This window comes from Streptomyces sp. KMM 9044, from assembly GCF_024701375.2.
GTDB lineage: Bacteria > Actinomycetota > Actinomycetes > Streptomycetales > Streptomycetaceae > Streptomyces.
Map to the genome: position 1 here is coordinate 3,755,355 of NZ_CP113910.1, position 26,997 is coordinate 3,782,351.

Genomic DNA, 26,997 nt, shown 5'->3' on the forward strand with positions numbered 1-26,997 from the left:
CACCCTGTGTGGTGTCCCCTGCCCTGTGCGCCTCCCGTGCCTGCCCGCGGACCCCGTCCGTGTACTCGGGCACAGCGGGAATGCGCGCCCCGTAGGATCCGTTGAGTGAGGTGAGAGTTCAGACAGAAACTCCCACCGGTCGGATGACACAGACCAGAGACGAGGAACCAAGCCGTGAGCGACGTCCGTAACGTGATCATCATCGGTTCGGGGCCGGCCGGATATACCGCGGCGCTCTACACCGCCCGTGCGTCGCTGAAGCCTCTGGTGTTCGAGGGCGCCGTCACCGCCGGTGGCGCGCTGATGAACACGACCGATGTCGAAAACTTCCCAGGTTTCCAGGACGGCATCATGGGCCCCGAGCTCATGGACAACATGCGCGCCCAGGCAGAACGCTTTGGTGCCGAGCTCATTCCGGACGATGTGGTCTCCGTCGACCTGACCGGCGAGATCAAGACCGTCACGGACACCGCAGGCACGGTCCACAAGGCGAAGGCCGTCATCGTCACCACTGGCTCGCAGCACCGCAAGCTCGGTCTGCCGAACGAGGATGCCCTCTCCGGCCGCGGCGTCTCCTGGTGTGCTACGTGTGACGGCTTCTTCTTCAAGGACCAGGACATCGCCGTCATCGGCGGCGGCGACACCGCGATGGAGGAGGCCACCTTCCTCTCCCGGTTCGCCAAATCCGTCACGATCGTCCACCGCCGCGACACCCTGCGGGCCTCGAAGGCGATGCAGGAGCGCGCCATCGCCGACCCGAAGATCTCGTTCGTCTGGGACAGCGAGGTCGCTGAGGTCCAGGGTGACCAGAAACTCTCGGGTCTGAAGCTGCGGAACGTCAAGACCGGTGAACTTTCGGATCTGGCGGTGACCGGTCTGTTCATCGCTATCGGGCACGACCCTCGCACGGAGCTCTTCAAGAGCCAGCTGGAGCTGGACGCCGAGGGCTACCTGAAGGTCGAAGCGCCGTCGACACGTACGAACCTCACCGGCGTGTTCGGCGCCGGTGACGTGGTCGACCACACATACCGCCAGGCGATCACCGCGGCCGGTACGGGCTGTGCCGCCGCGCTCGACGCCGAGAGGTTCCTAGCCGCTCTCTCCGACGAGAAGCAGGCCGAGCCCGAGAAGACCACTGTCTGACCCCCCACCCGCCCCACGCATCAACCAGTTAAGGAGCCCGCCGTGGCCGGCACCCTGAAGAACGTGACGGACGATTCCTTCGACGAGGACGTCCTCAAGAACGACAAGCCTGTCCTGGTGGACTTCTGGGCCGCCTGGTGCGGTCCGTGCCGCCAGATCGCTCCTTCCCTCGAGGCAATTGCCTCGGAGTACGGGGACAAGATCGAGGTCGTCAAGCTGAACATCGACGAGAACCCGGGTACGGCCGCCAAGTACGGCGTCATGTCCATCCCGACCCTGAACGTCTACCAGGGGGGCGAGGTCGCCAAGACCATCGTCGGCGCCAAGCCGAAGAACGCGATCGTCCGCGACCTCGAGGACTTCATCGCTGAATGATCACCGGCCGCCTGACCGGTGGCGCATGTTTCACGTGAAACGCGAAGGGCCGCCCCACAGTGGGGCGGCCCTTCGTATGACCAGCCCCGTCAGAGAGGGCGCAACGCTGGTTCTTTCTGGACAGCTCCAAGCAGGCGATCCAACGCCATCTCGACATCGTCCTTCCATGAGAGCGTCGTCCGCAGTTCCAGCCTGAGCCGGGGATACGTGGGGTGCTGACGGACCGTCTTGAATCCCACTGCCAGGAGATGGTCAGCGGGCAGCACGCAGGCCGGCGCCTTCCAGCGCGCGTCACCGAAGGCTTCGATCGCTTTGAACCCACGCCGCAACAAGTCCTTCGCCATCGTCTGCACCATCACCCGCCCCAGCCCTTGCCCCTGATAGCCCGGCGCGATGAACGCGGTCATCAACTGCACCGCATCGGGCGACACGGGGCTCGTGGGAAAGGCCGTGGCACGCGGTACATAGGCGGGCGGGGCGTAGAGAACGAAACCCACAGGGGTGTCATCCACATAGACGACTCTTCCACACGATCCCCAGTCCAGTAGGACAGCAGAGATCCACGACTCCTTCTCGGCCACCGACGTGCCCGCCTTTACCGCTGCCTCACCGCTGACGGGGTTGAGCTCCCAGAAGACACATGAGCGACAGGCCTGGGGAAGGTCCTGAAGGTTGTCCAGCGTGAGCGGTACGAGCCGACGCCCCATGAAGCCTGTGCCCCGCTTCCTTCGCCTGCTGCGTCGCGGACGGTCCTCAGAGCGTGCCACTCTTTGAGCAGACTGCCGATGAACCCACCGAAGACAGCAACCACCAGCCCTGTTCTCACCAGTCCAGTGCGGCTCATCATTCTCATGGCCCCTGCCTTGCGCTCAGAGATTCAGAGGTACGGCCGGTGAATCGCTCCGTATATGAATGCATCGTATCCACGAAGCGATTCCATCGATACCGGCAAAAAGCAAAAGGCGGACCATTATCCGTCACATACCAGACATGATCCGCCTCCGGTCAGCTGTTCGGCTGACCGAGCCGATGCGCCGATGCCTCAGGAACCGCTCTCTGCGACGTCGTCGTCCACGAGACTCTTCTGCAGAACCGGCCCCTCATCGGGAGCAAGCGTGCCGAGGATGCGCTCGAGATCCTCCATGGAGGCGAACTCTACGGTGATCTTTCCCTTCTTCTGCCCCAGGTCGACCTTCACCCGCGTCTCGAAGCGATCCGAGAGACGCGTAGCCAGATCTGACAGCGCCGGTGACACCAGAGCGCCCGCCCTCGGCCCCTTGGAGCGCGGTGCCCTCTGCGGGCCTGCCCCCATCAGGGTGACGATCTCCTCGACAGCCCGCACCGAGAGCCCTTCGGCCACGATCCGATGGGCCAGCCTGTCCTGCTCCTCGGAATCCTCGACGGAGAGCAGGGCCCGCGCATGCCCGGCGGAGAGCACTCCGGCAGCCACCCGGCTCTGGACCCTTGGCGGGAGCTTCAGCAAACGCAGAGTGTTGGACACCTGCGGGCGGGAGCGGCCGATGCGGTCCGCCAGCTGATCGTGGGTGCAGCTGAAGTCCTTGAGCAACTGGTCGTAAGCAGCTGCCTCTTCCAGCGGGTTCAACTGGGCCCGGTGCAGGTTCTCCAGAAGGGCGTCCAGAAGGAGCTTCTCGTCCTCCGTGGCCCGCACGATCGCCGGGATGGCTTCGAGCCCCGCCAGGCGGCAGGCTCGCCAGCGACGCTCACCCATGATGAGCTCGTAGTGCGCCGGCCCGACCTGCCGTACGACAACGGGCTGGAGGAGGCCGACCTCCTTGATGGACGTGACAAGCTCGGCCAGCGCGTCCTCGTCGAAGACCGCTCGGGGTTGACGCGGGTTCGGTTTGATGGACTCGAGGGGGATCTCAGCGAAGTGTGCCCCCGGGGGAGGAGACATGAGCGTCTCCGCTGCGCCCTGGGTCGAGGACTCCTCTGTTTCACGTGAAACAGGAGACAGCCCTGCCAGCTTCGCAGCGGCCACCCCGCGCTCATTCGAGACCACCGGCGAGCCGGCGGGAGACGCGGGCCCGGCGCCTCCCGTCACGGTCGGGGCGACCATCTTCTCTGTCGGGGCAGCAGGGATCAGTGCACCAAGACCACGACCCAACCCTCTCCGTCGCTCACTCACTGGACGCCCTCCACCGTGCTCGGATCATTCTGCTGCGCGTCGATGTGCGCGTTCGATGCGTCATAACTGACACCTACGCCCCTCAACGCAATCTCTCGTGCCGCCTCAAGATAGGAGAGGGCGCCGCTCGATCCAGGATCGTAGGTCAGTACCGTCTGCCCATAGCTCGGTGCCTCCGAGATGCGTACGGAGCGGGGAATACTCGTCCGCAGCACCTCTTCACCGAAGTGGCTGCGCACCTCGTCCGCGACCTGGGACGCGAGCCGCGTCCGACCGTCGTACATGGTGAGCAGGATCGTCGATACATGCAGGGAGGGGTTGAGATGCCCCCGCACCAGATCGACATTGCGGAGCAGTTGCCCCAGTCCTTCCAGCGCGTAGTACTCGCACTGAATCGGGATCAGAACCTCCTGACCTGCCACCAGCGCATTGACCGTCAGCAGGCCGAGCGACGGAGGGCAGTCGATGAGGACATAGTCCAGAGGCTGCTCGTAGGCCTGGATCGCACGCTGCAGCCGACTCTCACGTGCCACCAGGGACACCAGCTCGATCTCCGCACCGGCAAGATCGATCGTGGCGGGTGCGCAGAAAAGACCCTCCACGTCAGGGACCGGCTGGACCACTTCCGCCAGCGGCCTACTCTCGACCAACACGTCGTAGATGGAGGGAACCTCGGCGTGGTGGTCGATCCCCAGGGCGGTGGATGCGTTGCCCTGAGGGTCGAGGTCGATTACCAGGACCCGAGCGCCGTGGAGTGCGAGCGACGCGGCAAGGTTGACGGTCGTCGTCGTCTTGCCGACACCACCCTTCTGGTTGGCGACCACCATGAGGCGTGTCTGTTCGGGTCGCGGCAGTCCCTCGCCCGCGCGGCCCAGCGCGTCCACCGCCAGCTGGGCAGCACGACCGATGGGAGTGTCGTCCATCGGAGGCGGTGTTTCACGTGAAACATCCGCCCCCATCGATTCGGTACGGGGGCCGGGGACCGGGTCGGTCATCGGTCCCGCGATGTTGGCGTCGGACCGCAACGATTCACTCTCCTCGACTTCAGGCTCGCAATGAACAGAGCCTCCCATGTCTTCGGGGTCGTGAACCAGTGAGGCCTTACGTTCTGTGGAGAAATCCCCCTCTGTGGACAACTCCGTACCCCCCGAGGGGGATGAACTCTCGTCGGGAACAGGACCCTCTCCGAGTGAACCGAGAGGCTTACGGTCGCGGGGTTCGGCCGCGGCGCGACCGCGACTGATGATGCCATGCAGCAGGGAGCGACGTTTCACGTGAAACACGATGCACAGCAGCCGGGGCTGCACTGCCGCGACACTCCGGCACACGGAGGTTCGGCAGCTTGTGTGGAGTACGTCTGCCCCCTCAGAGCGTATGCCTGGCAGTCAGCCGTCCCGCCACAAGACGCGCGTACCCATTATCCGCGCCGGCGCCGTACACGCCCCGTGCGGGCGGCCTTAGCACGCTTCGCCGCGAAGCGCACACCTCCGGGGCTTTCCCCGACCTCGACCCGCACTACCGTGGACATCGGAGCCACCACGCCCTCACCCACATGCACGACCGATGTCGCCACCGCGCCGAGCTTGTTCAGAGCAACGGTCGCGCTTTTCAGCTCCTCCTCGGCAGCATCACCCTTGAGTGCGAGCATCTCTCCGTAGGGCCGCAACAAAGGGATGCCCCACGTGGCAAGACGGTCAAGCGGTGCCACAGCCCGTGCGGTCACCACATGCACCGGAGGCAACGTTCCCATGACCTCCTCCGCCCGCCCACGGACGACCGTCACGTGATCCAGCCCCAGCAGCTCCACGACTTCGGTCAGGAAGGTGGTACGCCTCAGCAGCGGTTCCAATAGCGTGATCTTGAGGTCCTCCCGGACCAGAGCCAAAGGAATGCCGGGCAGGCCGGCGCCTGAACCGACATCGCACACCGTCACGCCCTCGGGAACGGCCTCCGAGAGTACCGCGCAGTTCAGCAGATGCCGCTCCCACAGCCGAGGCACCTCCCGAGGACCGATCAGACCACGCTGCACGCCTGCCTCAGCAAGCAGCTCCGCGTAACGCACCGCGTCCGCAAAGCGATCACCGAACACTTCACGAGCCTGCTCGGGCGCGGGGGGAAGCTCTGCTGCCTCCGTCACAGTGGACCGTCCTTCCGTATGGTGCCGACGCACGGGCCGACACCACAGAACTATCAGGCTGACAAAATTCGGCCCCGTCTGCGCAACAGACGGGGCCGGTGGAACGTGGAACCGCTCAGGCGGGAAGCACGACAACGAAGCGCTGCGGCTCCTCGCCCTCGGACTCACTGCTCAGGCCGGCGGCCTTGACCGCGTCATGCACGACCTTGCGCTCGAACGGCGTCATCGGGTCGAGCTTCACGGGCTCACCGCTGCTCCTGGCCTCGGCGGACGCCTTCGCGCCGAGCTCGGACAGCTCGGTCCGCTTCTTGGCACGGTATTCCGCGATGTCGAGCATCAGCCGACTGCGGTCACCAGTCTCACGGTGCACGGCCAGGCGTGTGAGCTCCTGGAGTGCTTCGAGTACCTCACCGTCACGACCGACCAGCTTCTGCAGGTCACGGCCGGATGAGTCGCTGATGATCGAGACAGAGGCACGATCGGCCTCGACGTCCATGTCGATGTCACCGTCGAGGTCGGCGATGTCGAGCAGACCCTCCAGATAGTCCGCTGCGATCTCGCCCTCCTGCTCCAAGCGGGTCAGGGTGTCTGCGCCCTCGGCAGCGGCGGAGGTGGTGCCTTCCGTCACGGGATGGACTCCTTCTTACTTCTTGGACGGGGACTTGGGCCGCTGCGGGCCCTTGCGCTGTCCGGACTGGGCCTTGCTGCGGGTGCTTCCGCCGGGCTTCGCATTGCCCTTCTTGGCAGCGGCGGGCTTGACGTCGTCGTCCTTGGGTTCCTCGGCCTTGGTCAGCGAGGGGGACTCACCGGCTGCCTTCGCCGCACCCCCCTGGCGCTGGGACTTGCTCTGCCGCCTGGGCTGCTGCCGCTTGGCAGCCTGGGCCGTGGTCGGGGCACCGTCCTCCGCCTGGGCGACGGCCGTGGCGTCGCTCTTGCCCACCGCGCCGTCGGTCTGGGCCGCGAGCCCCGCCTTGTTCAGCCCGTTGATGAACTTGCGCTCGTACTCGTTACGGTCCCGGCCCTTGGCGACGATGGCCTTGACGATGGCCCGCTCACGGCGGTTACGAGTCTTGCCGTGCCGGGTGAGGGTCTTGGAGAAGCGCTCCAGGTACGCGGCCTGTGCCTTGGAACCCGGCGTCGGGTTGTTGTGGATGACGTACATCTGCTGGCCCATGGTCCACACGTTGGTGGTCAGCCAGTAGACGAGGACACCGACGGGGAAGTTGATACCGAAGACGGCGAAGATGACGGGGAAGACGTACATCAGCATCTTCTGCTGCTGCATGAACGGCGTCTTCACCGTGGTGTCGACGTTCTTCGTCATCAGCTGACGCTGCGTGTAGAACTGCGACAGGGACATCAACACGATCATGAGCGCCGTGACGATGCGCACATCGGTCAGGGAGGCGTTGAGGGCCTCGACCTTGTCCGCGTTGTCCGTGAACTTCGCCGCGAGCGGGGCGCCGAAAATGTGCGCCTTCTGCGCGCTTTCCAGCAGACGCTCGTTGATCACGCCGACGGTGTCGTTGGACGCGATGCTGTTGAGCACGTGGTACAGGGCGAAGAAGAACGGTGACTGCGCCAGGATGGGAAGGCACGAGGAGAGCGGGTTGGTGCCCGCATCCTTGTACAGCTTCATCATCTCTTCGGACTGGCGCTGCTTGTCGTTCTTGTAACGCTCCTGGATCTTCTTCATCTCCGGCTGGAGCGTCTGCATCGCGCGCGTCGCCTTGATCTGCTTCACGAAGAGCGGGATCAGGCAGATACGGATCAGAATCACCAGGGACACGATGGACAGGCCCCAGGCCCATCCGGTGTCCGGGCCGAAGATGGCCCCGTACACGCTGTGGAACTGGACGATGACCCAGGAGACAGGTGTCGTGATGAAGCTGAAGAGGCTGGCAATCGTGTCCACTAATCATGCTCCTTGGGCATGGGGCGAGGTCTCTGCGGCCGGACTCGAAGAGCCCGGACTCACAGGAGAGATCCGTCCTTCGGTGGCCGGTTCGGCGGAGGCGGGCCCGCCCTTGCGTGCACGCCAGGCGTTACGCAGCATTTCGTGCCACCTCGGGCGCTTGCGCGGCGGGACATGGTCCACGCCGCCCAGCGACCACGGATTGCACCGCAGGATGCGCCAGGCCGTGAGTGCTGCGCCCTTGATGGCACCGTGCCGGTCGATGGCCGTGTAGCCGTAGTGGGAACACGACGGGTAGTACTTGCATACAGGCCCGAGCAGAGGACTGATCGTCCACTGATAGAGCTTGATCAGAACCAGCAGCGGGTACTTCATCGCGCGCCCCCTCCCAGCAACCGCTGAAGAGCGGCATCCAGGTCTTGGGCCAGTTGTGCATGGTCGGCGTCACCCGCTCCGGGCAGCGCTCGTACGACTACCAGGCTACCGGGGGGCAGCAGGGCGACTCGATCGCGCATCAGGTGGCGAAGCCTGCGCTTCACCTTGTTCCGCATGACCGCGCCGCCCACCGCCTTGCTTACGACGAAACCCGCACGCGTCGGGGCATCGTTCTCCCCAGGCGCATGCGGGTCCGTGACACCGCTGCGTAGGTGCACGACGAGGTACCGGCGTCCGGCCCGGCGCCCCCGTCGTACCGCGGTCGCGAAGTCCTCGCGCCGCCTCAGCCGGTTCTCGGTGGGCAGCACGACGTCATGACCTGATCAGGATCAGGCGGACAGACGGGTGCGACCCTTGCCACGGCGGGACGCGAGGATCGCGCGGCCGGCACGGGTGCGCATACGCAGCCGGAAGCCGTGGGTCTTGGCGCGACGACGGTTGTTCGGCTGGAAGGTGCGCTTGCTCACTCGGGGGCTCCAGAAAGAGTTCGTAGATTGCGGGGTGCCGTCCTGGCTGTCACCGTGCGCCCACGAGTAGCTCGCGTTACGCCCGAGTGCACCGCTGACCGATCATCTTGCGCGATCTGTGCCCATCGGAGGCAGGCGGCAGCAGCCATCGACAACTCGACCTCGTCACGGTACGCGCGGCTGCGCCGTCCGGTCAAACCAGCCGTTGCCGGGAGACACTTGTCCACAGGCTGGGGACAACAACTTGAACCGTACCGGCCGCCCTGACTACCGTGGCTGAACTCCGCTTCGTTCCTTTGTCCCTCCAGCACCCCCCTTAGAACCCACCCCGTCCCTGAACCACACGTTCGAGGGACCTGCGAGAGAGCGTGCCCTGTGGCTGACGTACCTGCCGATCTTGCCGCAGTGTGGCCACGCGTACTGGAGCAGCTCCTGGGAGAGGGCCGGGGCCAGGGAGTGGAGGGGAAGGACGAACACTGGATCCGGCGCTGCCAGCCGCTGGCGCTGGTCGCCGACACCGCCCTGCTCGCCGTGCCGAACGAGTTCGCCAAGGGCGTGCTCGAAGGCCGTCTGGCACCGGTCGTCAGCGAGAGCCTGAGCCGCGAGTGCGGGCGCCCCATCCGCATCGCCATCACCGTCGACGACTCCGCGGGAGAGCCTCCGACCCCGCTGGCCCCCCGCCCCCAGCAGCGCTACGAGGAACCCGAGCTCCGGCAGGACCGTCCGGACAGACAGGAGCGCCAGGAACGTCAGGAGCGCGAACAGTACGACGATTACGACAGCTACGAGGGCTACGGCCGACGCCGCGCCGACCACCGTCCCGGGCCGCCGGGCAACCAGCTCCCCACCGCCCGTCCGGCCTACCCCTCGGAGTACCAACGCCCGGAACCCGGCTCCTGGCCCCGCCCAGCACAGGACGAATACAGCTGGCAGCAGCAGCGCCTCGGTTTCCCGGACGGGGATCCGTACGCCTCACCGTCCCAGGAGAGGTACGGCTCCCAGGACGGCTACGGTGGCGCGCCCCCACAGGACTACCGTCCGCAGCCGATGGAGCGCCCGTCCTACGACCAGCAGCGCTCCGACTACGAGACCTCACGCGCGGAGTACGACCGCAAGGACCACGACCAGCGCGACGCAGTCCGGCGCGAGCCGCCGAAGCCTCCCTCCGGCACGGGACACGTCCATCGCGGCGGCCCCGTCGGCCCGAACCTGCCCGCCAGTGGTGCACCCGGCCCGTTGGCCGCGCAGCCCGCGCCGGCAACCGGTCCCGGTGAACCGACCGCCCGGCTGAACCCGAAGTACCTTTTCGACACGTTCGTCATCGGCGCCTCCAACCGCTTCGCGCACGCGGCGGCGGTGGCGGTGGCCGAAGCCCCCGCGAAGGCGTACAACCCTCTCTTCATCTACGGCGAGTCCGGACTCGGAAAAACGCACCTGCTGCACGCGATCGGTCACTACGCGCGCAGTCTCTATCCCGGCACCCGGGTGCGATACGTGAGCTCGGAGGAGTTCACCAACGAGTTCATCAACTCCATCCGCGACGGCAAGGGCGACAGCTTCCGCAAGCGGTACCGGGAGATGGACATCCTGCTGGTCGACGACATCCAGTTCCTCGCGGACAAGGAGTCGACACAGGAGGAGTTCTTCCACACCTTCAACACGCTGCACAACGCCAACAAGCAGATCGTGCTCTCCAGTGACCGGCCGCCCAAGCAGCTGGTGACGCTGGAGGACCGGCTGCGCAACCGTTTCGAATGGGGTCTGATCACCGACGTCCAGCCGCCGGAGCTGGAGACGCGGATCGCGATCCTGCGCAAGAAGGCGGTGCAGGAGCAGCTCAACGCCCCGCCGGAGGTACTGGAGTTCATCGCCTCCCGGATCTCGCGGAACATCCGTGAGCTGGAGGGCGCGCTGATCCGGGTGACGGCCTTCGCCTCGCTCAACCGGCAGCCGGTGGACCTCGGGCTGACCGAGATCGTTCTGAAGGACCTGATGCCCGGCGGGGACGACTCCGCGCCGGAGATCACCTCGACAGCCATCATGGGCGCGACCGCCGACTACTTCGGGCTCACGGTCGAGGACCTTTGTGGCACCTCGCGCGGGCGCGCACTGGTGACCGCACGGCAGATCGCGATGTACCTGTGCCGTGAACTGACCGACCTGTCGCTGCCGAAGATCGGCGCATTGTTCGGCGGCCGTGACCATACGACGGTGATGCACGCGGACCGGAAGATCCGCAATCTGATGGCGGAGCGGCGCTCCATCTACAACCAGGTCACCGAACTCACCAACCGCATCAAGGCCGGCTAGACACTCACAGAGTGCCCGTCGCGGCACGAGGGAGTCCAGTGCCCGTTCATAGCGGCCGGCGACTCCCTCCCCCTCCCCCTCCCCCTCCCCCCGAGGCGGGCTTGGCCTCTTCAGAGGCATTCAGGCGTACGAGGAAGGGCGTCCCCGGATGTGGTCCGGGGACGCCCTTCCTCGTACGCCCGCAGCCGAGCCCCTCCGCCATCCTCGCGCCGAGTCCCGGTCAGGCCGTCGGTCGCGCCGAGTCTCGGTCAGGCCGTCGGTCGCGCCGTCTTCGGGACCCCGTCCGCCGTTCGATTTCGGCGTCGGGTTACGGCCTTCCTCCACAGATTCGTCAAGTTTTTTCCCTCCACATCCTGGGGACCGCAAAGTTATCCCGATCCTGTCCACAGGGCTGCCAGACGGAGGACGATAGGACCAGGTCAACCGTCTGTGGATTTGTGGACAATCGATCCCCACAGGGTGTGGACAGAGTGATGATCCACAGCCTGTGCATAAAGTTTTCCACAGGCAATCCACAGGGTGAGCCCCCTCGTCCCCAGCGATCATGCGCTTCTCCACACGCCTGTCCACTGTTCGGCAACGCGACGCGGCCCCTCACCGGGTCGAGTGAAAGGCGTCACACCAAGGTGCCGAGGGAGCCTGTGGGAAAGACCGGCAAACCTGGGGATGGAGCTGGGGACAACTCGGTCCGACCTGTGCACGGAGTGTGCAGAACTTTCTGTTCTCCACAGAAACCCCGAGTTGTCCACCGGCTCCGCCCACAGGGGCAGTGGACAAAATCTTGGCCCTGAGCTGGGAAAACGAGGTTATCCACGGTATCCACAGGCCCTACTACTACTCCCAACTAGAGAGAGTGAGGAATCCGTTTCGAAGAGGGTCCTGTGCACAACTCGCCGCTTCGCCGCCGACTGCCCCTCGTCACGACTTGACCCCGAGGGGCATCTACTGTCAGTGCGGTGCGTCAGACTGTTCCCGGTGTCCTTCCCCTCCCAGAGGCCGACGACACCGAGTCAGATGACGAAGGCGAAGCAGGGCGCGAGAACGCCGGCAACAGCAGGAGGCGGCTTACGGTGAAGATCCGGGTGGAACGCGACGTACTCGCGGAGGCAGTGGCCTGGGCGGCGCGCAGCCTCCCGGCCCGTCCGCCGGCGCCGGTCCTCGCAGGCCTGCTGCTGAAGGCCGAGGCGGGACGGCTGAGTCTGTCCAGCTTCGACTACGAGGTCTCCGCGCGGGTCTCGGTGGAGGCGGAGGTCGAGGAGGAGGGCACGGTCCTCGTCTCGGGCCGGCTGCTCGCCGACATCTCCCGAGCCCTCCCGAACCGGCCGGTGGAGATTTCCACAGACGGTGTACGGGCGACGGTAATCTGCGGCTCCTCGCGGTTCACGCTCCACACGCTGCCGGTGGAGGAGTACCCGGCCCTGCCCCAGATGCCGAACGCGACGGGCACGGTCCCCGGCGAGGTCTTCGCGTCCGCCGTGCAGCAGGTCGCCATCGCGGCAGGCCGCGACGACACCCTGCCCGTCCTGACCGGTGTCCGCATCGAGATCGAGGGCGACACGGTGACGCTGGCCTCCACCGACCGCTACCGCTTCGCGGTCCGGGAGTTCCTGTGGAAGCCGGAGGACCCGGAGGCCTCGGCCGTCGCGCTGGTGCCCGCCAAGACGCTTCTGGACACCGCCAAGGCGCTGACCAGTGGCGACCAGGTGATCCTGGCGCTGTCCGGCTCGGGTGCGGGGGAGGGCCTGATCGGATTCGAAGGCGCAGGCCGACGCACGACCACGCGGCTGCTGGAGGGTGACCTCCCGAAGTACCGCACGCTGTTCCCGACCGAGTTCAACAGTGTCGCCGTCATCGAGACCGCCCCCTTCGTGGAGGCCGTCAAACGTGTGGCCCTGGTCGCCGAGCGCAACACCCCGGTGCGGCTGAGCTTCGAGCAGGGCGTGCTCATCCTGGAGGCCGGTTCCAGCGACGACGCACAGGCTGTGGAAAGGGTCGACGCCCAGCTGGAGGGCGACGACATCTCGATCGCCTTCAACCCCACGTTCCTGCTGGACGGCCTGAGCGCCATCGACTCCCCGGTGGCCCAGCTGTCGTTCACCACGTCCACCAAGCCCGCGCTGCTCAGCGGCAGGCCCGCGGTGGACGCGGAGGCGGACGACGCCTACAAGTACCTGATCATGCCGGTGCGGCTCAGCGGCTGAGCCGCACCGCCTGCCCGAGGCCGCCCACATCGGTCCACAGGTGTGCACAGTCCTTGCGGGCCCGGTGAACACCGGACCGGGAGTGTGGATGACCGGATCGCACCGGGCCCGGAAGGGGCAGGAAACAGCAGGAAGACGGCCGGCCGGCCGGCGCAGGTGAAACCGCAGGTGAGGGCGTACGCCTGAGCGCGTATGCCCACAGATGTGCGTGAGCGCCCGGGTTTAGGGTCGGGGCGGTACGTAAGTGCCACGGCACGCTCGTGCCGCCACGCCACGTCGCAACCTAAGGAACACAACTGATGGAGCTCGGTCTCGTCGGCCTCGGCAAGATGGGCGGCAACATGCGCGAGCGGATTCGCCGCGCGGGCCACACCGTCCTCGGATACGACCGCAACCCGGACCTCGCCGATGTCCACAGCCTGGAAGAGCTTGTGGGCAAGCTCGAGGGCCCGCGTGTGGTCTGGGTGATGGTCCCGGCAGGCGAGGCCACCCAGTCGATCGTCGACGAGCTCGCGGTGCTGCTGCAGCCCGGCGATGTCGTCGTGGACGGCGGCAACTCCCGCTGGACCGACGACGAGAAGCACGCCGGGGAGCTGGCGGCCAAGGGCATAGGCTTCGTCGACTGCGGTGTCTCCGGCGGCGTCTGGGGCCTGGAGAACGGCTATGCGCTGATGTACGGCGGTGACAAGGAGCACGTAGCCAAGGTGCAGCCGGTTTTCGACGCCCTGAAGCCCGAGGGCGACTTCGGCTCGGTGCACGCCGGCAAGGTCGGCGCCGGCCACTTCGCCAAGATGGTCCACAACGGCATCGAGTACGCGATGATGCAGGCTTACGCCGAGGGCTGGGAGCTGCTGGAGAAGGTCGACTCGGTGACCGATGTCCGGGAGGTCTTCCGCTCCTGGCAGGAGGGCACGGTCATCCGCTCCTGGCTGCTCGACCTCGCGGTGAACGCGCTGCACGAGGACGAGCACCTGGAGAACCTCCGGGGATACGCGCAGGACTCCGGTGAGGGACGCTGGACCGTGGAGGCCGCGATCGACAACGCGGTCCCGCTGCCGGCGATCACCGCGTCGCTGTTCGCGCGGTTCTCCTCCCGCCAGGAGGACTCGCCGCAGATGAAGATGATCGCGGCGCTGCGCAACCAGTTCGGCGGCCACGCGGTCGAGAAGAAGTAACCCGCAGAGGGGCAGCCCGTGGAGAAGTAGCCCACCGAGCAGTCGGAGCAGCCACGGGCCCGAACGGTCAGGGTCGTTCCGGGGCTGCCGTCCACAGGACCACAGGACCATACGACGGTTCATAACGCCGGAGGAGGTCGGCGAACGATCATGCATGTCACGCATCTGTCGCTGGCCGATTTCCGGTCCTATCCCCGGGTCGAGGTCCCGCTCGACCCGGGGGTCACGGCCTTCGTCGGCCCCAACGGGCAGGGCAAGACGAACCTCGTCGAGGCGGTCGGCTATCTCGCCACCCTCGGCAGCCACCGTGTCGCCTCCGACACCCCGCTGGTCCGCATGGGTGCCGACCGTGCGATCATCCGGGCCCAGGTCCGGCAGGGCGAGCGGCAGCAGCTCGTCGAGCTGGAGCTGAACCCGGGCCGCGCCAACCGCGCCCGGATCAACAGGTCCTCGCAGGTCAGGCCCCGGGACGTGCTGGGGATAGTCCGCACGGTCCTGTTCGCGCCCGAGGACCTTGCCCTGGTCAAGGGCGATCCCGGCGAGCGGCGTCGGTTCCTGGACGAGCTGATCACCGCCCGCTCCCCGCGCATGGCCGGAGTCCGCTCCGATTACGACCGTGTCCTCAAACAGCGCAACACGCTGCTGAAGTCGGCCGCGCTGGCCCGCCGCCACGGCGGGCGCACCACGGACCTGTCCACCCTCGACGTCTGGGACCAGCACCTCGCGCGTGTGGGTGCCGAACTGCTGGCCCAGCGGCTGGATCTGATCGCCGCGATCCAGCCACTCGCCGACAAGGCGTACGAACAGCTCGCGCCGGGCGGTGGTCCCGTCGCGTTGGAGTACAAGCCGTCGGCACCCGGTGAGGCGCACACGCGCGAGGGCCTGTTCGAGCAGATGTCGGCCGCGCTCGCCGAGGCGCGCAAGCAGGAGGTCGAGCGGGGCGTCACCCTGGTCGGTCCGCACCGCGACGATCTGCTGCTCAATCTGGGCCGGTTGCCGGCCAAGGGCTATGCCTCCCACGGCGAATCCTGGTCCTACGCGCTGGCCCTGCGCCTGGCCTCCTACGACCTGCTGCGTGCCGAGGGCAACGAGCCGGTGCTGGTCCTCGACGACGTCTTCGCCGAACTGGACACCCGCCGCCGTGAGCGCCTCGCCGAGCTGGTCGCGCCCGGCGAGCAGGTGCTGGTGACCGCGGCCGTCGACGACGACGTCCCCCGTGTGCTGTCGGGGACGCGGTTCGCTGTGGCCGAGGGAACGGTGGAACGGGTATGAGCGGGCCCGAGGGCCTCCCCGCGGGAGCTCGGAAAGAGACCCCCGAGTCCTCGGGTGTCGACCTCGCGCGCGTGGCGCTGCGTGCGGCAAAGGAGGCGGCACGCGCGCGTGGGGACGTGGCGCAGCAGAAGAAGCAGGCACGGCACGGTGGTCTGCGCTCGGGCGCGCGCGGGGACCGGCGCGATCCCATGGCGCTCGGCGCGGCGATCAACCGGCTGCTCACCGAGCGCGGCTGGGAGGCGCCGGCCGCGGTGGGCGGTGTGATGGGGCGCTGGCCGGAGATCGTCGGTGAGGACGTGGCCAAGCACTGCGAGCCGGAGCGTTACGACGAGGACGAGCGGGTGCTGGTCGTGCGCTGCGACTCCACCGCGTGGGCGACGAATCTGAGGCTGCTCGCTCCGACCCTGGTCGCCCGGCTGAACGAGGATCTGGGGCACGGCACGGTGAGGCTGATCAAGGTCAACGGACCGGGCGGTCCGGCCCGCCGTTACGGCCCGTTGCGCGCCCCCGGGAGCACCGGCCCCGGCGACACGTACGGGTGACCGAGGCCCGTTCAGGGCTGTTTTCCAGGCCTTCCCCGGCGTGGTGACCGACGTCACATCAAGGGCTTCCGGGGGCGTGTCCGGTCCGGGGGGTGTCCCTTTCGTCGGGCCCCTGGACCGGGAGCCGGATCGCCACCTGACTCGTAAGTAGCCAAGGGTGGACGGCCGGAAGCGCTGAGCGCCCTCGTGAGCCTCTTGGAGCCCCCATCCGCATATCGGGAGTCGGGCGAGACCGGTTGAGGGCGGCACATGCGGACTCAGGTACCGGCAAACCCCCATCGATGTCCGCGCTACCGGTAGACTGGAAGCAATCCCGCCCCGATCGTGGGGACCGCCCGGGAAAAGCTGAGCAACGCTGATCAAGGCTTATCAACGCAACATGCCGCAGCCGCTCCGGCAACCCGCCGCCGAGCCTGGCTCGTGGTGTGCCAGAAAGGGCGCTTCGTGGCCGATTCCGGCAACCCCAACGAGAACATCCCGTCCACCGACACCGGCGTACAGAACGAGGCGACCGCCCTCAACGGCGAGATCACCGCCCTGTACGACGCCAGTGCCATCACCGTCCTCGAGGGTCTGGACGCGGTCCGCAAGCGACCCGGTATGTACATCGGCTCGACCGGTGAACGAGGGCTGCACCACCTGGTGCAGGAGGTGGTCGACAACTCCGTCGACGAGGCCCTGGCCGGGCACGCGGACACGATCGATGTGACGGTCCTGGCCGACGGCGGTGTCCGGGTCGTCGACAACGGCCGCGGCATCCCGGTGGACATCGTCCCCTCGGAGAACAAGCCGGCCGTCGAGGTCGTGCTGACCGTGCTGCACGCGGGTGGCAAGTTCGGCGGCGGCGGATACGCGGTCTCCGGCGGCCTGCACGGCGTCGGTGTCTCCGTGGTGAACGCCCTGTCGAGCAGGGTCTCCGTGGAGATCAAGCGCGACGGTCACCGCTGGACGCAGGACTACAAGATGGGTGTTCCCACGGCCCCACTGGTCCGGCAGGAGGCCACGGACGAGACCGGGACCACGGTCACCTTCTGGGCCGACGCGGACATCTTCGAGACCACCGAGTACTCCTTCGAGACGTTGTCGCGGCGTTTCCAGGAGATGGCGTTCCTCAACAAGGGACTGCGGATCAACCTCACCGACGAGCGCGAGTCGGCGAAGGCGACCGCCGGGGCGGACGAGGCGGGCGAGGATGAGAAAGACCAGGTCAAGGCCGTCTCATACCACTACGAGGGCGGCATCGTCGACTTCGTGAAGTACCTCAACTCGCGCAAGGGCGACGTGGTGCACCCCACCGTGATCGACCTCGAGGCCGAGGACAAGGACAAGCTCCTGTCCCTCGAGGTCGCCATGCAGTGGAACAGCGGCTACACCGAGGGCGTCTACTCCTTCGCCAACATCATCCACACCCATGAGGGCGGTACGCACGAAGAGGGCTTCCGCGCGGCGCTCACCTCGCTCATCAACAAGTACGCGCGCGACAAGAGGCTGCTGCGGGAGAAGGACGACAACCTCACGGGCGACGACATCCGCGAGGGTTTGACCGCGATCATCTCGGTCAAGCTGAGCGAGCCCCAGTTCGAGGGTCAGACCAAGACCAAACTCGGCAACACCGAGGTGAAGACCTTCGTCCAGAAGGTCGTCTACGAGCACCTGGCGGACTGGCTGGACCGCAATCCCAACGAGGCCGCGGACATCATCCGCAAGGGCATCGCGGCGGCCACCGCGCGTGTGGCGGCCCGCAAGGCCCGCGACCTGACCCGTCGCAAGGGCCTGCTGGAGTCGGCGTCCCTGCCGGGCAAGCTCTCGGACTGCCAGTCGAACGACCCCGTCAAGTGCGAGATCTTCATCGTCGAGGGTGACTCCGCCGGCGGTTCGGCCAAATCCGGCCGGAACCCGCAGTACCAGGCGATCCTCCCGATCCGGGGCAAGATCCTCAACGTCGAGAAGGCGCGCATCGACCGGATCCTGCAGAACCAGGAGATCCAGGCGATGATCTCCGCGTTCGGTACCGGTGTGCACGAGGACTTCGACATCGAGAAGCTCCGCTATCACAAGATCATCCTGATGGCGGACGCCGACGTCGACGGCCAGCACATCAACACCCTGCTGCTGACGTTCCTGTTCCGCTTCATGCGGCCGCTGGTCGAGGCCGGGCACGTGTTCCTTTCCCGTCCTCCGCTCTACAAGATCAAGTGGGGCCGGGACGACTTCGAGTACGCGTACTCCGACCGCGAGCGCGACGCGCTGATCGAACTGGGCCGCCAGGCCGGCAAGCGTATCCGTGAGGACTCCGTCCAGCGTTTCAAGGGTCTCGGCGAGATGAACGCCGAGGAACTGCGCATCACCACGATGGACCAGGAGCACCGCGTCCTCGGCCAGGTCACCCTGGACGACGCCGCGCAGGCCGACGACCTGTTCTCCGTCCTCATGGGTGAGGACGTGGAGGCCCGTCGCCAGTTCATCCAGCGCAATGCCAAGGACGTCCGCTTCCTCGACATCTGAGTCGGTCTCAGCTGACCGCACCAGGAAGGATCTTCACCAGCAATGACCGACGAGAACACTCCCGTCACGCCCGAAGAGGACGGCCCCGCCCTGCGCGTCGAGCCCGTCGGGCTCGAGACGGAGATGCAGCGTTCGTACCTCGACTACGCGATGTCCGTCATCGTCTCGCGCGCGCTGCCGGACGTCCGTGACGGCCTCAAGCCCGTCCACCGCCGTGTGCTGTACGCCATGTACGACGGCGGATACCGGCCCGAGCGCGGCTTCTACAAGTGCGCGCGCGTCGTCGGCGACGTCATGGGCAACTACCACCCGCACGGCGACTCCTCGATCTACGACGCGCTGGTCCGCCTCGCGCAGTCGTGGTCGATGAGGATGCCTCTGGTGGACTCCAACGGCAATTTCGGCTCCCCGGGCAACGACCCCGCCGCGGCCATGCGGTACACCGAGTGCAAGATGGCGCCGCTGTCGATGGAGATGGTCCGCGACATCGACGAGGAGACCGTCGACTTCACGGACAACTACGACGGCCGCTCCCAGGAGCCGACCGTCCTGCCGGCTCGCTTCCCGAACCTGCTGATCAACGGATCGGCCGGCATCGCGGTCGGCATGGCGACCAACATCCCGCCGCACAACCTGCGCGAGGTCGCGGCCGGCGCCCAGTGGTACCTGGAGCACCACGAGGCGTCGAACGAGGAACTGCTCGACGCGCTCATCGAGCGGATCAAGGGCCCCGACTTCCCGACCGGCGCCCTGGTGGTGGGCCGCAAGGGCATCGAGGAGGCGTACCGGACGGGTCGCGGCTCGATCACCATGCGCGCGGTGGTCGCGGTCGAGGAGATCCAGAACCGCCAGTGCCTGGTGGTCACCGAGCTGCCGTACCAGACCAACCCCGACAACCTCGCGCAGAAGATCGCCGACCTGGTGAAGGACGGCAAGGTCGGCGGCATCGCGGACGTCCGCGACGAGACGTCGTCCCGTACCGGCCAGCGCCTGGTCATCGTGCTCAAGCGGGACGCGGTCGCCAAGGTCGTCCTGAACAACCTCTACAAGCACACCGACCTGCAGACCAACTTCGGCGCCAACATGCTGGCCCTGGTCGACGGAGTGCCCCGCACGCTCTCCCTGGACGCGTTCATCCGCCACTGGGTGAACCACCAGCTCGAGGTCATCGTCCGCCGTACGCGCTTCAGGCTGCGCAAGGCCGAGGAACGGGCCCACATCCTGCGGGGCCTGCTGAAGGCCCTGGACGCCATCGACGAGGTCATCGCGCTGATCCGGCGCAGCGACACCGCCGAGATCGCGCGCGGAGGCCTGATGGGCCTCCTGGAGATCGACGAGATCCAGGCCAACGCGATCCTGGAGATGCAGCTCCGCCGACTGGCGGCACTGGAACGCCAGAAGATCGTCCAGGAGCACGACGAACTCCAGACGAAGATCAACGGGTACAACGAGATCCTCGCCTCCCCGGCCCGCCAGCGCGGGATCGTCAGCGCGGAACTGGCCGCACTGGTCGAGAAGTACGGTGACGACCGCAAGACGAAGCTGATCCCCTATGAGGGCGACATGTCCATCGAGGACCTGATCGCCGAGGAGGACATCGTCGTCACGGTCACGCGCGGTGGCTACATCAAGCGCACCAAGACCGACGACTACCGGGCCCAGAAGCGAGGCGGCAAGGGCGTGCGGGGCGCGAAGCTCAAGGAAGACGACATCGTCAACCACTTCTTCGTGTCCACCACGCACCACTGGCTGCTGTTCTTCACCAACAAGGGCCGGGTCTACCGGGCGAAGGCGTACGAGCTGCCCGATGCCGGCCGGGACGCGCGCGGCCAGCACGTGGCGAACCTGCTGGCCTTCCAGCCGGACGAGGCGATCGCCCAGATCCTCGCGATCCGCGACTACGAGGCGGTGCCCTACCTGGTCCTTGCCACGAAGGCGGGCCTGGTGAAGAAGACGTCGTTGAAGGACTATGATTCGCCGCGCTCGGGTGGTGTGATCGCGATCAACCTGCGGGAGCAGGAAGACGGTTCGGACGACGAGCTGATCGGAGCCGAACTCGTTTCGTCAGATGATGATCTACTACTGATCAGCAAGAAGGCGCAGTCGATCCGGTTCACCGCGACCGACGAAACTTTGCGGCCCATGGGCCGTGCGACTTCGGGTGTAAAGGGCATGAGTTTCCGCGAAGGGGACGAACTGCTCTCGATGAATGTTGTTCGACCCGGTACGTTCGTGTTCACTGCCACAGACGGCGGGTACGCGAAGCGGACCGCTGTCGACGAGTACCGCGTCCAGGGTCGCGGCGGCCTCGGAATCAAGGCCGCCAAGATCGTCGAGGATCGTGGAACTCTCGTCGGTGCGTTGGTGGTCGAGGAGAGCGACGAGATCCTCGCCATCACGCTGTCGGGCGGTGTGATTCGTACGCGAGTCAGCGGGGTCAGGGAGACGGGCCGTGACACCATGGGCGTCCAACTGATCAATCTGGGCAAGCGCGATGCCGTGGTCGGCATCGCCCGTAACGCCGAGGCGGGACGCGAGGCGGAGGAAGTCGACGGCGACGTGGCCGTGGACGAGACCGATGAAGGTGCCGTGACCACCGGCACGGACGAGGGTGAGGTGCCCTCGGCCGAGTAGCACGAGGAGTGAGTCAGCGTGAGCGGAGCCACGGGCGCCGGACCGACCGGTACCAGTACGGGTGCGGACGGCGGTGGCCGTGGCTCTGCCGCGCGGGCTACGGATCCGCACACGACCAACCTGAAAGCGATCAAGTCGCCCGGCAAGGACTTGCCTTCGTCCGACAGACATGGATCCCAGGGGGGAACCGTGACGGACACCCGAGGCCAGCGGCAGAGCGCGCCCGGACAGGGCGCCGCTGCTCACGCGGCCTCACCGCTGCCGGGGGAACGGCAGCCGCAACAGCAGGCGGGGCCGTACCACCCGCCGCAGGCCTACCCGGCACAGGCGGGCACGGCAGAGGGCCAGACCGGCGCGGTACGCCGTCCGCGTACCGGGGCGCGCACCACACCGCGCGTACGCAAGGCACGCCTACGGGTGGCCAAGGCCGACCCCTGGTCGGTGATGAAGGTCAGCTTCCTGCTCTCCATCGCCCTGGGTATCTGCACGATCGTCGCGTCCGCGGTGCTGTGGATGGTCATGGACGCGATGGGTGTCTTCTCCACCGTCGGTGGCACCATCTCCGAGGCGACCGGCTCCAACGAGTCGAACGGCTTCGATCTCCAGTCGTTCCTGTCGCTGCCCAACGTGCTGCTGTTCACGACGGTCATCGCGGTCATCGACGTCGTCCTGGCGACGGCCCTGGCGACTCTCGGCGCGTTCATCTACAACCTCTCCGCGGGTTTCGTGGGCGGTGTCGAGCTGACGCTGGCCGAGGACGAGTGAGCGGCGCTCAGCGCCTTTCCGCCTGCTCCGACGGCCTTCCGGCAATCGATTTTGGGACTGCCCCGGTCGTGCGCTAATCTTCAGGAGTCAGCGCGCGGGATATACACCGCAGAGCGCGGCGGGGCTATAGCTCAGTTGGTTAGAGCGCATCCCTGATAAGGATGAGGCCACAGGTTCAAATCCTGTTAGCCCCACAGATCATCGCGAGACCCCCGGTCGATACGGCCGGGGGTTCTCCGCGTCTCCGGGGCTGTCGTGTCCGGGGCTTGCCGTCGCCCGTGCCGTGTGCGGTGTGGCTGGGGAGGCGTGTTCAGTAGTGGGTGGGGGCATGCGTGGTCGGCATCGGCCGGTGTGGCCGTGAGGGCGTTGTGGTGGTTCTGTTTCGCCTGGGTTCGTTTTCCCCGGCCCGTTCTGCCGTGGGACGTGGCTTGGACGCCTCGCTTCGTGCCCTTCGCTGTCTGCGGCTGGTGAGTGTGCTGGTGTCTTCGGCTCTGAGGCATCCGGTGGGTGTGAGCGTGGGGACATGAGGAAGGCCCGGCTGCTCGGGTTCGAGCGGCCGGGCTGTCCTCCGCGTGCCGTTGGGGCTGTACGCGAGTTCGCCGGTACTTCGGGGGAGCCGGAACGGCACGGGAGGGAGGGCTGTGGGCTCCGGGGCTCAGCGCTGGAGCGGGAGGTGGCCCCTGGGGGGTTCTGCGGGGGACGTGGTGCCGTCGTCGGAGCAGTTCGTGGAGGCGGCCGGGGCGGAGGCCGGGGCCGGGTTCGTGAGACGGCGGCTGCGGCAGCTGGGGGATGCGCCGTGGGCCTCCGCGCGGATGCGCTGTTTCATCGTGGGAGGCAGGGCCGCCGCATGGGACCAGGGCCGGGTGGACGCCGCCGGCGCCGTCGTGTCCGGGGCGCTCTCGCTGTTGCGCGCCGTCTCGGGCCGGGGTACGGCGGCCGAGGCGGTCGTGGTGACGAGTCCGAGCGCCGTGCACAGCGCGAGGAAGGCGGTGACGAGGGCGGTCCACAGCTTCATGACCTTGTTCCGGGCCATTGGCCTCTCACTTTCAGGTCGGGCGATTTGCGTACTTTCCTCATGATGTGTATGCGGGCTTCGAAGTGGTGGACCTGCGCCCGTGGCGCGTCGATGTTCAGATGAACACCACCCGGATGGGCGCAAGAGGGGTGAAAAGCGGAAGATCGCGGAGAGAGGTGGAGGAAATCGCCGACCGTGCAGAGGTGGTCACCCTCCGGTCCGGTCGGGTTTCCCCGCTTCTACTGCGCAGCGCAGGAGGGGAGTTGGCGGGCCGACACAGGTCACCGATCGGTCTCGGCCGGTGTGTATAGTCGGGCGCCAGAGGTCCCCTACGTCAAGAAAGACGAGGTAGCGCGGTGAAGAAGCTTCTCCTGGTCGCACTGGCCGCCATCGGCGGGCTCCTCGTGTACCGCCAGATCCAGGCGGATCGCGCCGAGCAGGATCTGTGGACGGAGGCGACTGACTCCGTGCCCACGGGTTCGTGAGTACCGACATACGACGCTGAACAGACCCCGGCCGCGCTCGCGGTCGGGGTTTTGTGTGTCGTGGGGCCTTGCCGACGCCCCTTGTCCGCGGGGCAGGATGGTCACGGTGCGACATCCGGCGACGACGAGGAGTGGCGTGTGAGGGCGCGGCGGTGTACTGCGTGGGGGCGGCGTGCACGGGCGGGGAGGAGCGGCCGGGCCTCCACCGCCGGACGCTCCGGAGCGGCGGCGCTCGCGGCAGTGCTGCTGACGGGGATGCCGGGCCTGCCCACGGGGCAGGAGGCGGTTGCCGCCGGGGCTCCTGGGATGTATGCCTTCGACGAGGGTGCGCCGCGGGCCGAAGGAGCTCTGAGCACCGCGGACGCCGTACAGCTGGAGGCCGGCCGCACCTACCGGAGCACCCTCCCGGCGGGTGGCCCGGTCCACTACCGTCTGGAACTCGACGACACCTCGAACGTCTACGTCTCCGCCACCGCCGTCCCGCCGGAGGGCGGCACCGCCGCCGTCATCGACGGCGTCAAAGTGTCCGTACAGGACGGTGACGGCCGCTCCTGCGATGTGGACACGGCGACCTTCGGCGCCGCCGCCAGTCCACACCCGGTCGCCGCGTGGGCCGCGCGCGAGATCTCCCCCAGGCGGTCCCTCTGCAAGGACGCCGGCACGTACTACGTGGCCGTCGAACGCGCGGATCCGGACGGGAAGGGTGCCTCTCCCGACACCTGGGAGCTGGAGCTCACCACCGTCTCGGAACCGCGGCCGGCGCAGGCCGGGGCGACGACCGCGCCGGACACGTGGAACTCCGCCTCGCCCGAGCCCGTCGCCGGAGAAGCCCGACGGCGCGCCGGCGGCGCCGGTTTCGCCGAAGCCACCCCACTCGGAGAGGGAGCCTGGCGGGACGACATCCGGCCTGGCCAAACGCTCTTCTACAAGGTTCCGGTCGGCTGGGGCCGGCAGTTCAACGCATCCGTCGAAATGGGCAGTTCGAGCTCGGACGGTACCGGATTCGTTCCCGCCGCCCTGGACCTGGACCTCTACAACCCCGTACGCGGGCATGTCGCGGATGTGGGTGTCGGATACGACGGCAGGCAGAAGTCGGACAGCCTCGCCCCGCTGCCCCCCGTTGCGTACGCCAATCGCCACGCCCCCAACAGCCAGGTCGCGGCGATGCGCTTCGCCGGCTCGTACTACCTCGTCGCGCACCTCGCGGAGAAGGTCGCGGACGACTTCGGTGACGGGCCCGTCCCGCTGACGCTGCGGGTACGCGTGAGCGGGACGGCACAGGGCGGGCCCGGGTACGCGGGGGAGTCCGTACCGTCGGACGTCTTCGCGGTGGGCGAGGAGGACCGCGAGGCAGCGGCGGGCGGGCAGGCGGCGGGTCCGGGACAGGGGGACGACACCGCGATGACGGCGCTCGCGGTGGGCGGTATCGGCACCGGCAGCGCACTACTGGTGGGCCTCGGCGTGTGGACGGTGGTGGCTCGAAGGAGGACGGTCTCCCCGCATTAGGTCCTGTCATCACATTCCCGTCGTCCGCCCGCAGGGCGGGCCTCGTGGCGTCATGGGGGGTCCTCCTGCCCGACCGAAGCCGAGGACGTGGGGGAGTGTCCATGGCGCCGGGAGGCACAGTCCATGGGCAGGGCTGTCCCCGGGGCGGCTGTGAGGGATGATCAGATCCTGGTGAGCGCCCAGAACCCCACGGCGTAGCAGGCCAGGGCCAGGAACAGGAGAGCGACGGCTACCTGCGCGGGCGGGCCGGGGCGGCGCCGGCGTCGGCTGCTCGCTCCGTGCCGTGGTCCTGCCCTGCCCGGAGACGGAGCCTCGGTGACTCCGGTGGTGTATTCGGCCGTGGAGGGGTCGTCCCGGTGCGACGCGGGGCGGTGGCGCGCCGACGGCTGGGGATGGGGGGAAAGCAGCGGGCGAGTGGGGTCGTGAGGGGATGCGCGGGACATGCGGCCGAGCTGGCCGGCGCGGGCGACCTGGGGCTGCGCGTGGTACGGCGACTGGTGCTGCCCGGGTGCCCGAGACCGCGCCGGTAACGGTGCCTGCACCGGTGGTGGCGGTGGTGTGTGCGCGTGGTGCGGCGGAGCGGGTGCGGGGGACGGTGTGACCGTGGCCTGCGGAGGGGGGAGAGGGAAACTGCCGGTGTCCGACATGGAGGGTGGCTGCGGTGGGACGGACGGTGCAGGAGGGGGGACGGCGCTGGAGTCGGAGGCGGGTGTCCGGGGGGCGCGGGGGACGGAACGTGGTTCCGGAGAGATGCTCTGGCGCGGGTCGGTGGGGGCGGTGCCGCCGTCCATGGAGGACGAATCCGGTGACGCCGGGGTGCTGTCGCCTCCGCCGAAGGGCCGGAGCACCGGGCCTGCCGGCCCGGCGTCCGCCGACCTGAGGTCTGCCGGTCCGGGCCCGACTGGTCCGTGCCCGACTGGTCCGGCGTCCCCCCGGAGGCCCGTCTCCTCGTCCTGCGGACGGAGCCCTTCCGCTCCGGGACGGCCCCTGCCCCCGCCCGAGCGCACACCCGCCGCCGCCTTCAGGGGGCCGTCGGGGCCGAAACCAGCCGGGAGAGGGCCGAGTTGGTCGAAGACCTCGATCATCTCGTCGTCGGGACCGGGCTTCGTGAGCAGCTCCCTGGCCGCCGCCAGGGCCTTGCGCGCCCCCGTGGCCGTACGGAACCGCGCCTGCGGGTCCGGCTGCAGCAGTGTGGCCACGACCTGCCACAGCGGCTCGGGGATGCCCTGGGGCGCCCCGGGCGTCCCGTGTTCGGCGAAATACTGGATGAGGGCCTTGGCGTCCGGTTTGACGCCCTCCAGCAGGTACAGTGCGACCAGACCCACGGCGAACAGGTCCGCAGGAAAGTCCGGTTCGGAGCCCATGATCTGCTCCGGCGCGAGATAGCCGGGCGTGCCCACCACCAGGTCGGTCTCGGTCAGGCGGGGCTCTCCGAGCCGCATGGCGATGCCGAAGTCGGACAGCCGCAGCCGTGGCGTGCCCGTACCGGTGGCCTCCAGGAGGATGTTGGCGGGCTTGATGTCGCGATGCACGACGCCCTCCGTGTGTACCGCGGCGAGTCCCGCCAGGAGCTGGTCGAGCAGAGTGCTGACGAACACCGGCGGCAGGGGACCGTAGTCGCCAACGAGGTGGACCAGTGAACCGCCGGTGACCAGGTCCATGGTGAACAGGACCTTGTCGTCGTCGGCGGCCCAGCTGGTCGGGGCGAGCACATGGGGGTGGTCGATCCGCAGAGCCTGCTCGCGCACGAAGCGGAGCAGGGAGTGGGCATCGCTCTGCAGCAGGACCTTGGCGGCCGCGTAGCGACGACGACGGTGGTCCCAAGCACGCCAGACGGCACCGACACCTCCGCGCCCGATCGGGTCGACCAGTTCGTACCGGCCGGCAAAGACCTCACCCATGGCTGTGCGTCGCTCCTCCCCCGGCGGTGCCGTGCCTGGCCCTGCCCTACCCCTTCTGCCTCACACCG

23 protein-coding genes and 1 tRNA gene are annotated in these 26,997 nt (G+C 67.7%); 13 read left to right on the plus strand and 11 right to left on the minus strand.

Annotated elements, in window-relative coordinates; translation table 11 throughout:
• Positions 1 to 174: 174 nt before the first annotated feature.
• Both trxB and trxA read left to right on the plus strand, forming a co-directional pair.
• Complete coding sequence (gene trxB / locus HUV60_RS16930) at positions 175 to 1,143, plus strand: thioredoxin-disulfide reductase (protein WP_257850470.1); 969 nt, start codon at positions 175 to 177, stop codon at positions 1,141 to 1,143.
• A gap of 42 nt (positions 1,144 to 1,185) precedes the next feature.
• Positions 1,186 to 1,518: a thioredoxin gene (gene trxA / locus HUV60_RS16935; RefSeq protein WP_257850469.1), complete on the plus strand. Its 333-nt coding sequence runs from the start codon at positions 1,186 to 1,188 to the stop codon at positions 1,516 to 1,518.
• 89 nt (positions 1,519 to 1,607) lie between these two features.
• On the opposite strand, the gene HUV60_RS16940 is transcribed toward trxA, so the two are convergent.
• From HUV60_RS16940 to rpmH, 9 genes are all read right to left on the minus strand, one after another.
• Complete coding sequence (locus HUV60_RS16940) at positions 1,608 to 2,225, minus strand: GNAT family N-acetyltransferase (protein ID WP_257850468.1); 618 nt, start codon at positions 2,223 to 2,225, stop codon at positions 1,608 to 1,610.
• A 335-nt stretch (positions 2,226 to 2,560) separates the two neighbouring features.
• Entirely contained in the window at positions 2,561 to 3,664 is a 1,104-nt protein-coding gene (locus HUV60_RS16945) for a ParB/RepB/Spo0J family partition protein (protein ID WP_257850467.1), read from the minus strand.
• Positions 3,661 to 4,737: a ParA family protein gene (locus HUV60_RS16950; RefSeq protein WP_269441198.1), complete on the minus strand. Its 1,077-nt coding sequence runs from the start codon at positions 4,735 to 4,737 to the stop codon at positions 3,661 to 3,663. The genes HUV60_RS16945 and HUV60_RS16950 overlap by 4 nt, the downstream gene beginning before the upstream one ends.
• 344 nt (positions 4,738 to 5,081) lie before the next feature.
• On the minus strand, positions 5,082 to 5,801 hold the full coding sequence (rsmG, locus tag HUV60_RS16955; protein WP_257850465.1) for a 16S rRNA (guanine(527)-N(7))-methyltransferase RsmG: 720 nt from the start codon (positions 5,799 to 5,801) through the stop codon (positions 5,082 to 5,084).
• 115 nt (positions 5,802 to 5,916) lie between these two features.
• Positions 5,917 to 6,429 carry a Jag family protein gene (locus HUV60_RS16960; RefSeq protein ID WP_257850464.1) on the minus strand — a complete coding sequence of 171 codons (513 nt, stop codon included), beginning with the start codon at positions 6,427 to 6,429 and terminating at the stop codon, positions 5,917 to 5,919.
• 15 nt (positions 6,430 to 6,444) lie between these two features.
• Positions 6,445 to 7,716, minus strand: a complete 1,272-nt coding sequence (gene yidC, locus HUV60_RS16965; protein ID WP_257850463.1) for a membrane protein insertase YidC — start codon at positions 7,714 to 7,716, stop codon at positions 6,445 to 6,447.
• Positions 7,717 to 7,719: 3 nt separating this feature from the next.
• Positions 7,720 to 8,091, minus strand: a complete 372-nt coding sequence (yidD, locus tag HUV60_RS16970) for a membrane protein insertion efficiency factor YidD (RefSeq protein ID WP_257850462.1) — start codon at positions 8,089 to 8,091, stop codon at positions 7,720 to 7,722.
• Positions 8,088 to 8,459 carry a ribonuclease P protein component gene (gene rnpA, locus HUV60_RS16975; protein ID WP_257850461.1) on the minus strand — a complete coding sequence of 124 codons (372 nt, stop codon included), beginning with the start codon at positions 8,457 to 8,459 and terminating at the stop codon, positions 8,088 to 8,090. Before rnpA ends, yidD begins: the two co-directional genes overlap by 4 nt.
• 21 nt (positions 8,460 to 8,480) lie before the next feature.
• Entirely contained in the window at positions 8,481 to 8,618 is a 138-nt protein-coding gene (rpmH, locus tag HUV60_RS16980; RefSeq protein ID WP_030215407.1) for a 50S ribosomal protein L34, read from the minus strand.
• A gap of 375 nt (positions 8,619 to 8,993) precedes the next feature.
• Here rpmH and dnaA point away from each other — a divergent pair, with 375 nt between their 5' ends.
• From dnaA to HUV60_RS17025, 9 genes are all read left to right on the plus strand, one after another.
• A complete protein-coding gene (dnaA, locus tag HUV60_RS16985) occupies positions 8,994 to 10,928 on the plus strand; it encodes a chromosomal replication initiator protein DnaA (RefSeq protein WP_257850460.1) in 1,935 nt (644 codons plus the stop codon).
• Positions 10,929 to 11,998: 1,070 nt separating this feature from the next.
• Positions 11,999 to 13,129, plus strand: coding sequence for a DNA polymerase III subunit beta (gene dnaN, locus HUV60_RS16990; protein ID WP_257850459.1), 1,131 nt, complete (start codon positions 11,999 to 12,001; stop codon positions 13,127 to 13,129).
• 299 nt (positions 13,130 to 13,428) lie between these two features.
• A complete protein-coding gene (gnd, locus tag HUV60_RS16995) occupies positions 13,429 to 14,304 on the plus strand; it encodes a phosphogluconate dehydrogenase (NAD(+)-dependent, decarboxylating) (RefSeq protein ID WP_257850458.1) in 876 nt (291 codons plus the stop codon).
• A gap of 150 nt (positions 14,305 to 14,454) precedes the next feature.
• Positions 14,455 to 15,576, plus strand: coding sequence for a DNA replication/repair protein RecF (gene recF, locus HUV60_RS17000; RefSeq protein WP_257850457.1), 1,122 nt, complete (start codon positions 14,455 to 14,457; stop codon positions 15,574 to 15,576).
• Positions 15,573 to 16,118, plus strand: coding sequence for a DUF721 domain-containing protein (locus HUV60_RS17005; protein ID WP_257850456.1), 546 nt, complete (start codon positions 15,573 to 15,575; stop codon positions 16,116 to 16,118). The genes recF and HUV60_RS17005 overlap by 4 nt, the downstream gene beginning before the upstream one ends.
• 444 nt (positions 16,119 to 16,562) lie before the next feature.
• Positions 16,563 to 18,623: a DNA topoisomerase (ATP-hydrolyzing) subunit B gene (gene gyrB / locus HUV60_RS17010; RefSeq protein ID WP_257850455.1), complete on the plus strand. Its 2,061-nt coding sequence runs from the start codon at positions 16,563 to 16,565 to the stop codon at positions 18,621 to 18,623.
• Between the two features lie 42 nt (positions 18,624 to 18,665).
• Positions 18,666 to 21,257: a DNA gyrase subunit A gene (gene gyrA / locus HUV60_RS17015; RefSeq protein WP_257850454.1), complete on the plus strand. Its 2,592-nt coding sequence runs from the start codon at positions 18,666 to 18,668 to the stop codon at positions 21,255 to 21,257.
• Positions 21,258 to 21,275: 18 nt separating this feature from the next.
• Positions 21,276 to 22,022, plus strand: a complete 747-nt coding sequence (locus HUV60_RS17020; protein ID WP_257850453.1) for a DUF3566 domain-containing protein — start codon at positions 21,276 to 21,278, stop codon at positions 22,020 to 22,022.
• 120 nt (positions 22,023 to 22,142) lie between these two features.
• Positions 22,143 to 22,216, plus strand: a tRNA-Ile gene (locus tag HUV60_RS17025).
• Between the two features lie 461 nt (positions 22,217 to 22,677).
• Here HUV60_RS17025 and HUV60_RS17030 read toward each other — a convergent pair.
• Entirely contained in the window at positions 22,678 to 23,055 is a 378-nt protein-coding gene (locus tag HUV60_RS17030) for a DUF6344 domain-containing protein (protein ID WP_257850452.1), read from the minus strand.
• Between the two features lie 338 nt (positions 23,056 to 23,393).
• Here HUV60_RS17030 and HUV60_RS17035 point away from each other — a divergent pair, with 338 nt between their 5' ends.
• Both HUV60_RS17035 and HUV60_RS17040 read left to right on the plus strand, forming a co-directional pair.
• Positions 23,394 to 23,522 carry a DLW-39 family protein gene (locus HUV60_RS17035; RefSeq protein WP_003999697.1) on the plus strand — a complete coding sequence of 43 codons (129 nt, stop codon included), beginning with the start codon at positions 23,394 to 23,396 and terminating at the stop codon, positions 23,520 to 23,522.
• Between the two features lie 306 nt (positions 23,523 to 23,828).
• Entirely contained in the window at positions 23,829 to 25,028 is a 1,200-nt protein-coding gene (locus HUV60_RS17040; protein ID WP_331461998.1) for a hypothetical protein, read from the plus strand.
• Positions 25,029 to 25,189: 161 nt separating this feature from the next.
• Here the strand turns inward: HUV60_RS17040 and HUV60_RS17045 are convergent, their stop codons facing one another.
• On the minus strand, positions 25,190 to 26,929 hold the full coding sequence (locus HUV60_RS17045) for a serine/threonine-protein kinase (protein ID WP_257850448.1): 1,740 nt from the start codon (positions 26,927 to 26,929) through the stop codon (positions 25,190 to 25,192).
• Positions 26,930 to 26,997: the final 68 nt, after the last annotated feature.

Coding starts and splice junctions, on each gene's coding strand:
- HUV60_RS16940 (WP_257850468.1), bottom strand. CDS start 2,225: ATGGGGCGTCGGCTCGTACCGCTCACGCTGGACAACCTTCAGGACCTT.
- HUV60_RS16950 (WP_269441198.1), bottom strand. CDS start 4,737: ATGGGAGGCTCTGTTCATTGCGAGCCTGAAGTCGAGGAGAGTGAATCG.
- yidD (WP_257850462.1), bottom strand. CDS start 8,091: ATGAAGTACCCGCTGCTGGTTCTGATCAAGCTCTATCAGTGGACGATC.
- gnd (WP_257850458.1), top strand. CDS start 13,429: ATGGAGCTCGGTCTCGTCGGCCTCGGCAAGATGGGCGGCAACATGCGC.
- recF (WP_257850457.1), top strand. CDS start 14,455: ATGCATGTCACGCATCTGTCGCTGGCCGATTTCCGGTCCTATCCCCGG.
- HUV60_RS17005 (WP_257850456.1), top strand. CDS start 15,573: ATGAGCGGGCCCGAGGGCCTCCCCGCGGGAGCTCGGAAAGAGACCCCC.
- gyrA (WP_257850454.1), top strand. CDS start 18,666: ATGACCGACGAGAACACTCCCGTCACGCCCGAAGAGGACGGCCCCGCC.
- HUV60_RS17030 (WP_257850452.1), bottom strand. CDS start 23,055: ATGGCCCGGAACAAGGTCATGAAGCTGTGGACCGCCCTCGTCACCGCC.
- HUV60_RS17040 (WP_331461998.1), top strand. CDS start 23,829: ATGTATGCCTTCGACGAGGGTGCGCCGCGGGCCGAAGGAGCTCTGAGC.
- HUV60_RS17045 (WP_257850448.1), bottom strand. CDS start 26,929: ATGGGTGAGGTCTTTGCCGGCCGGTACGAACTGGTCGACCCGATCGGG.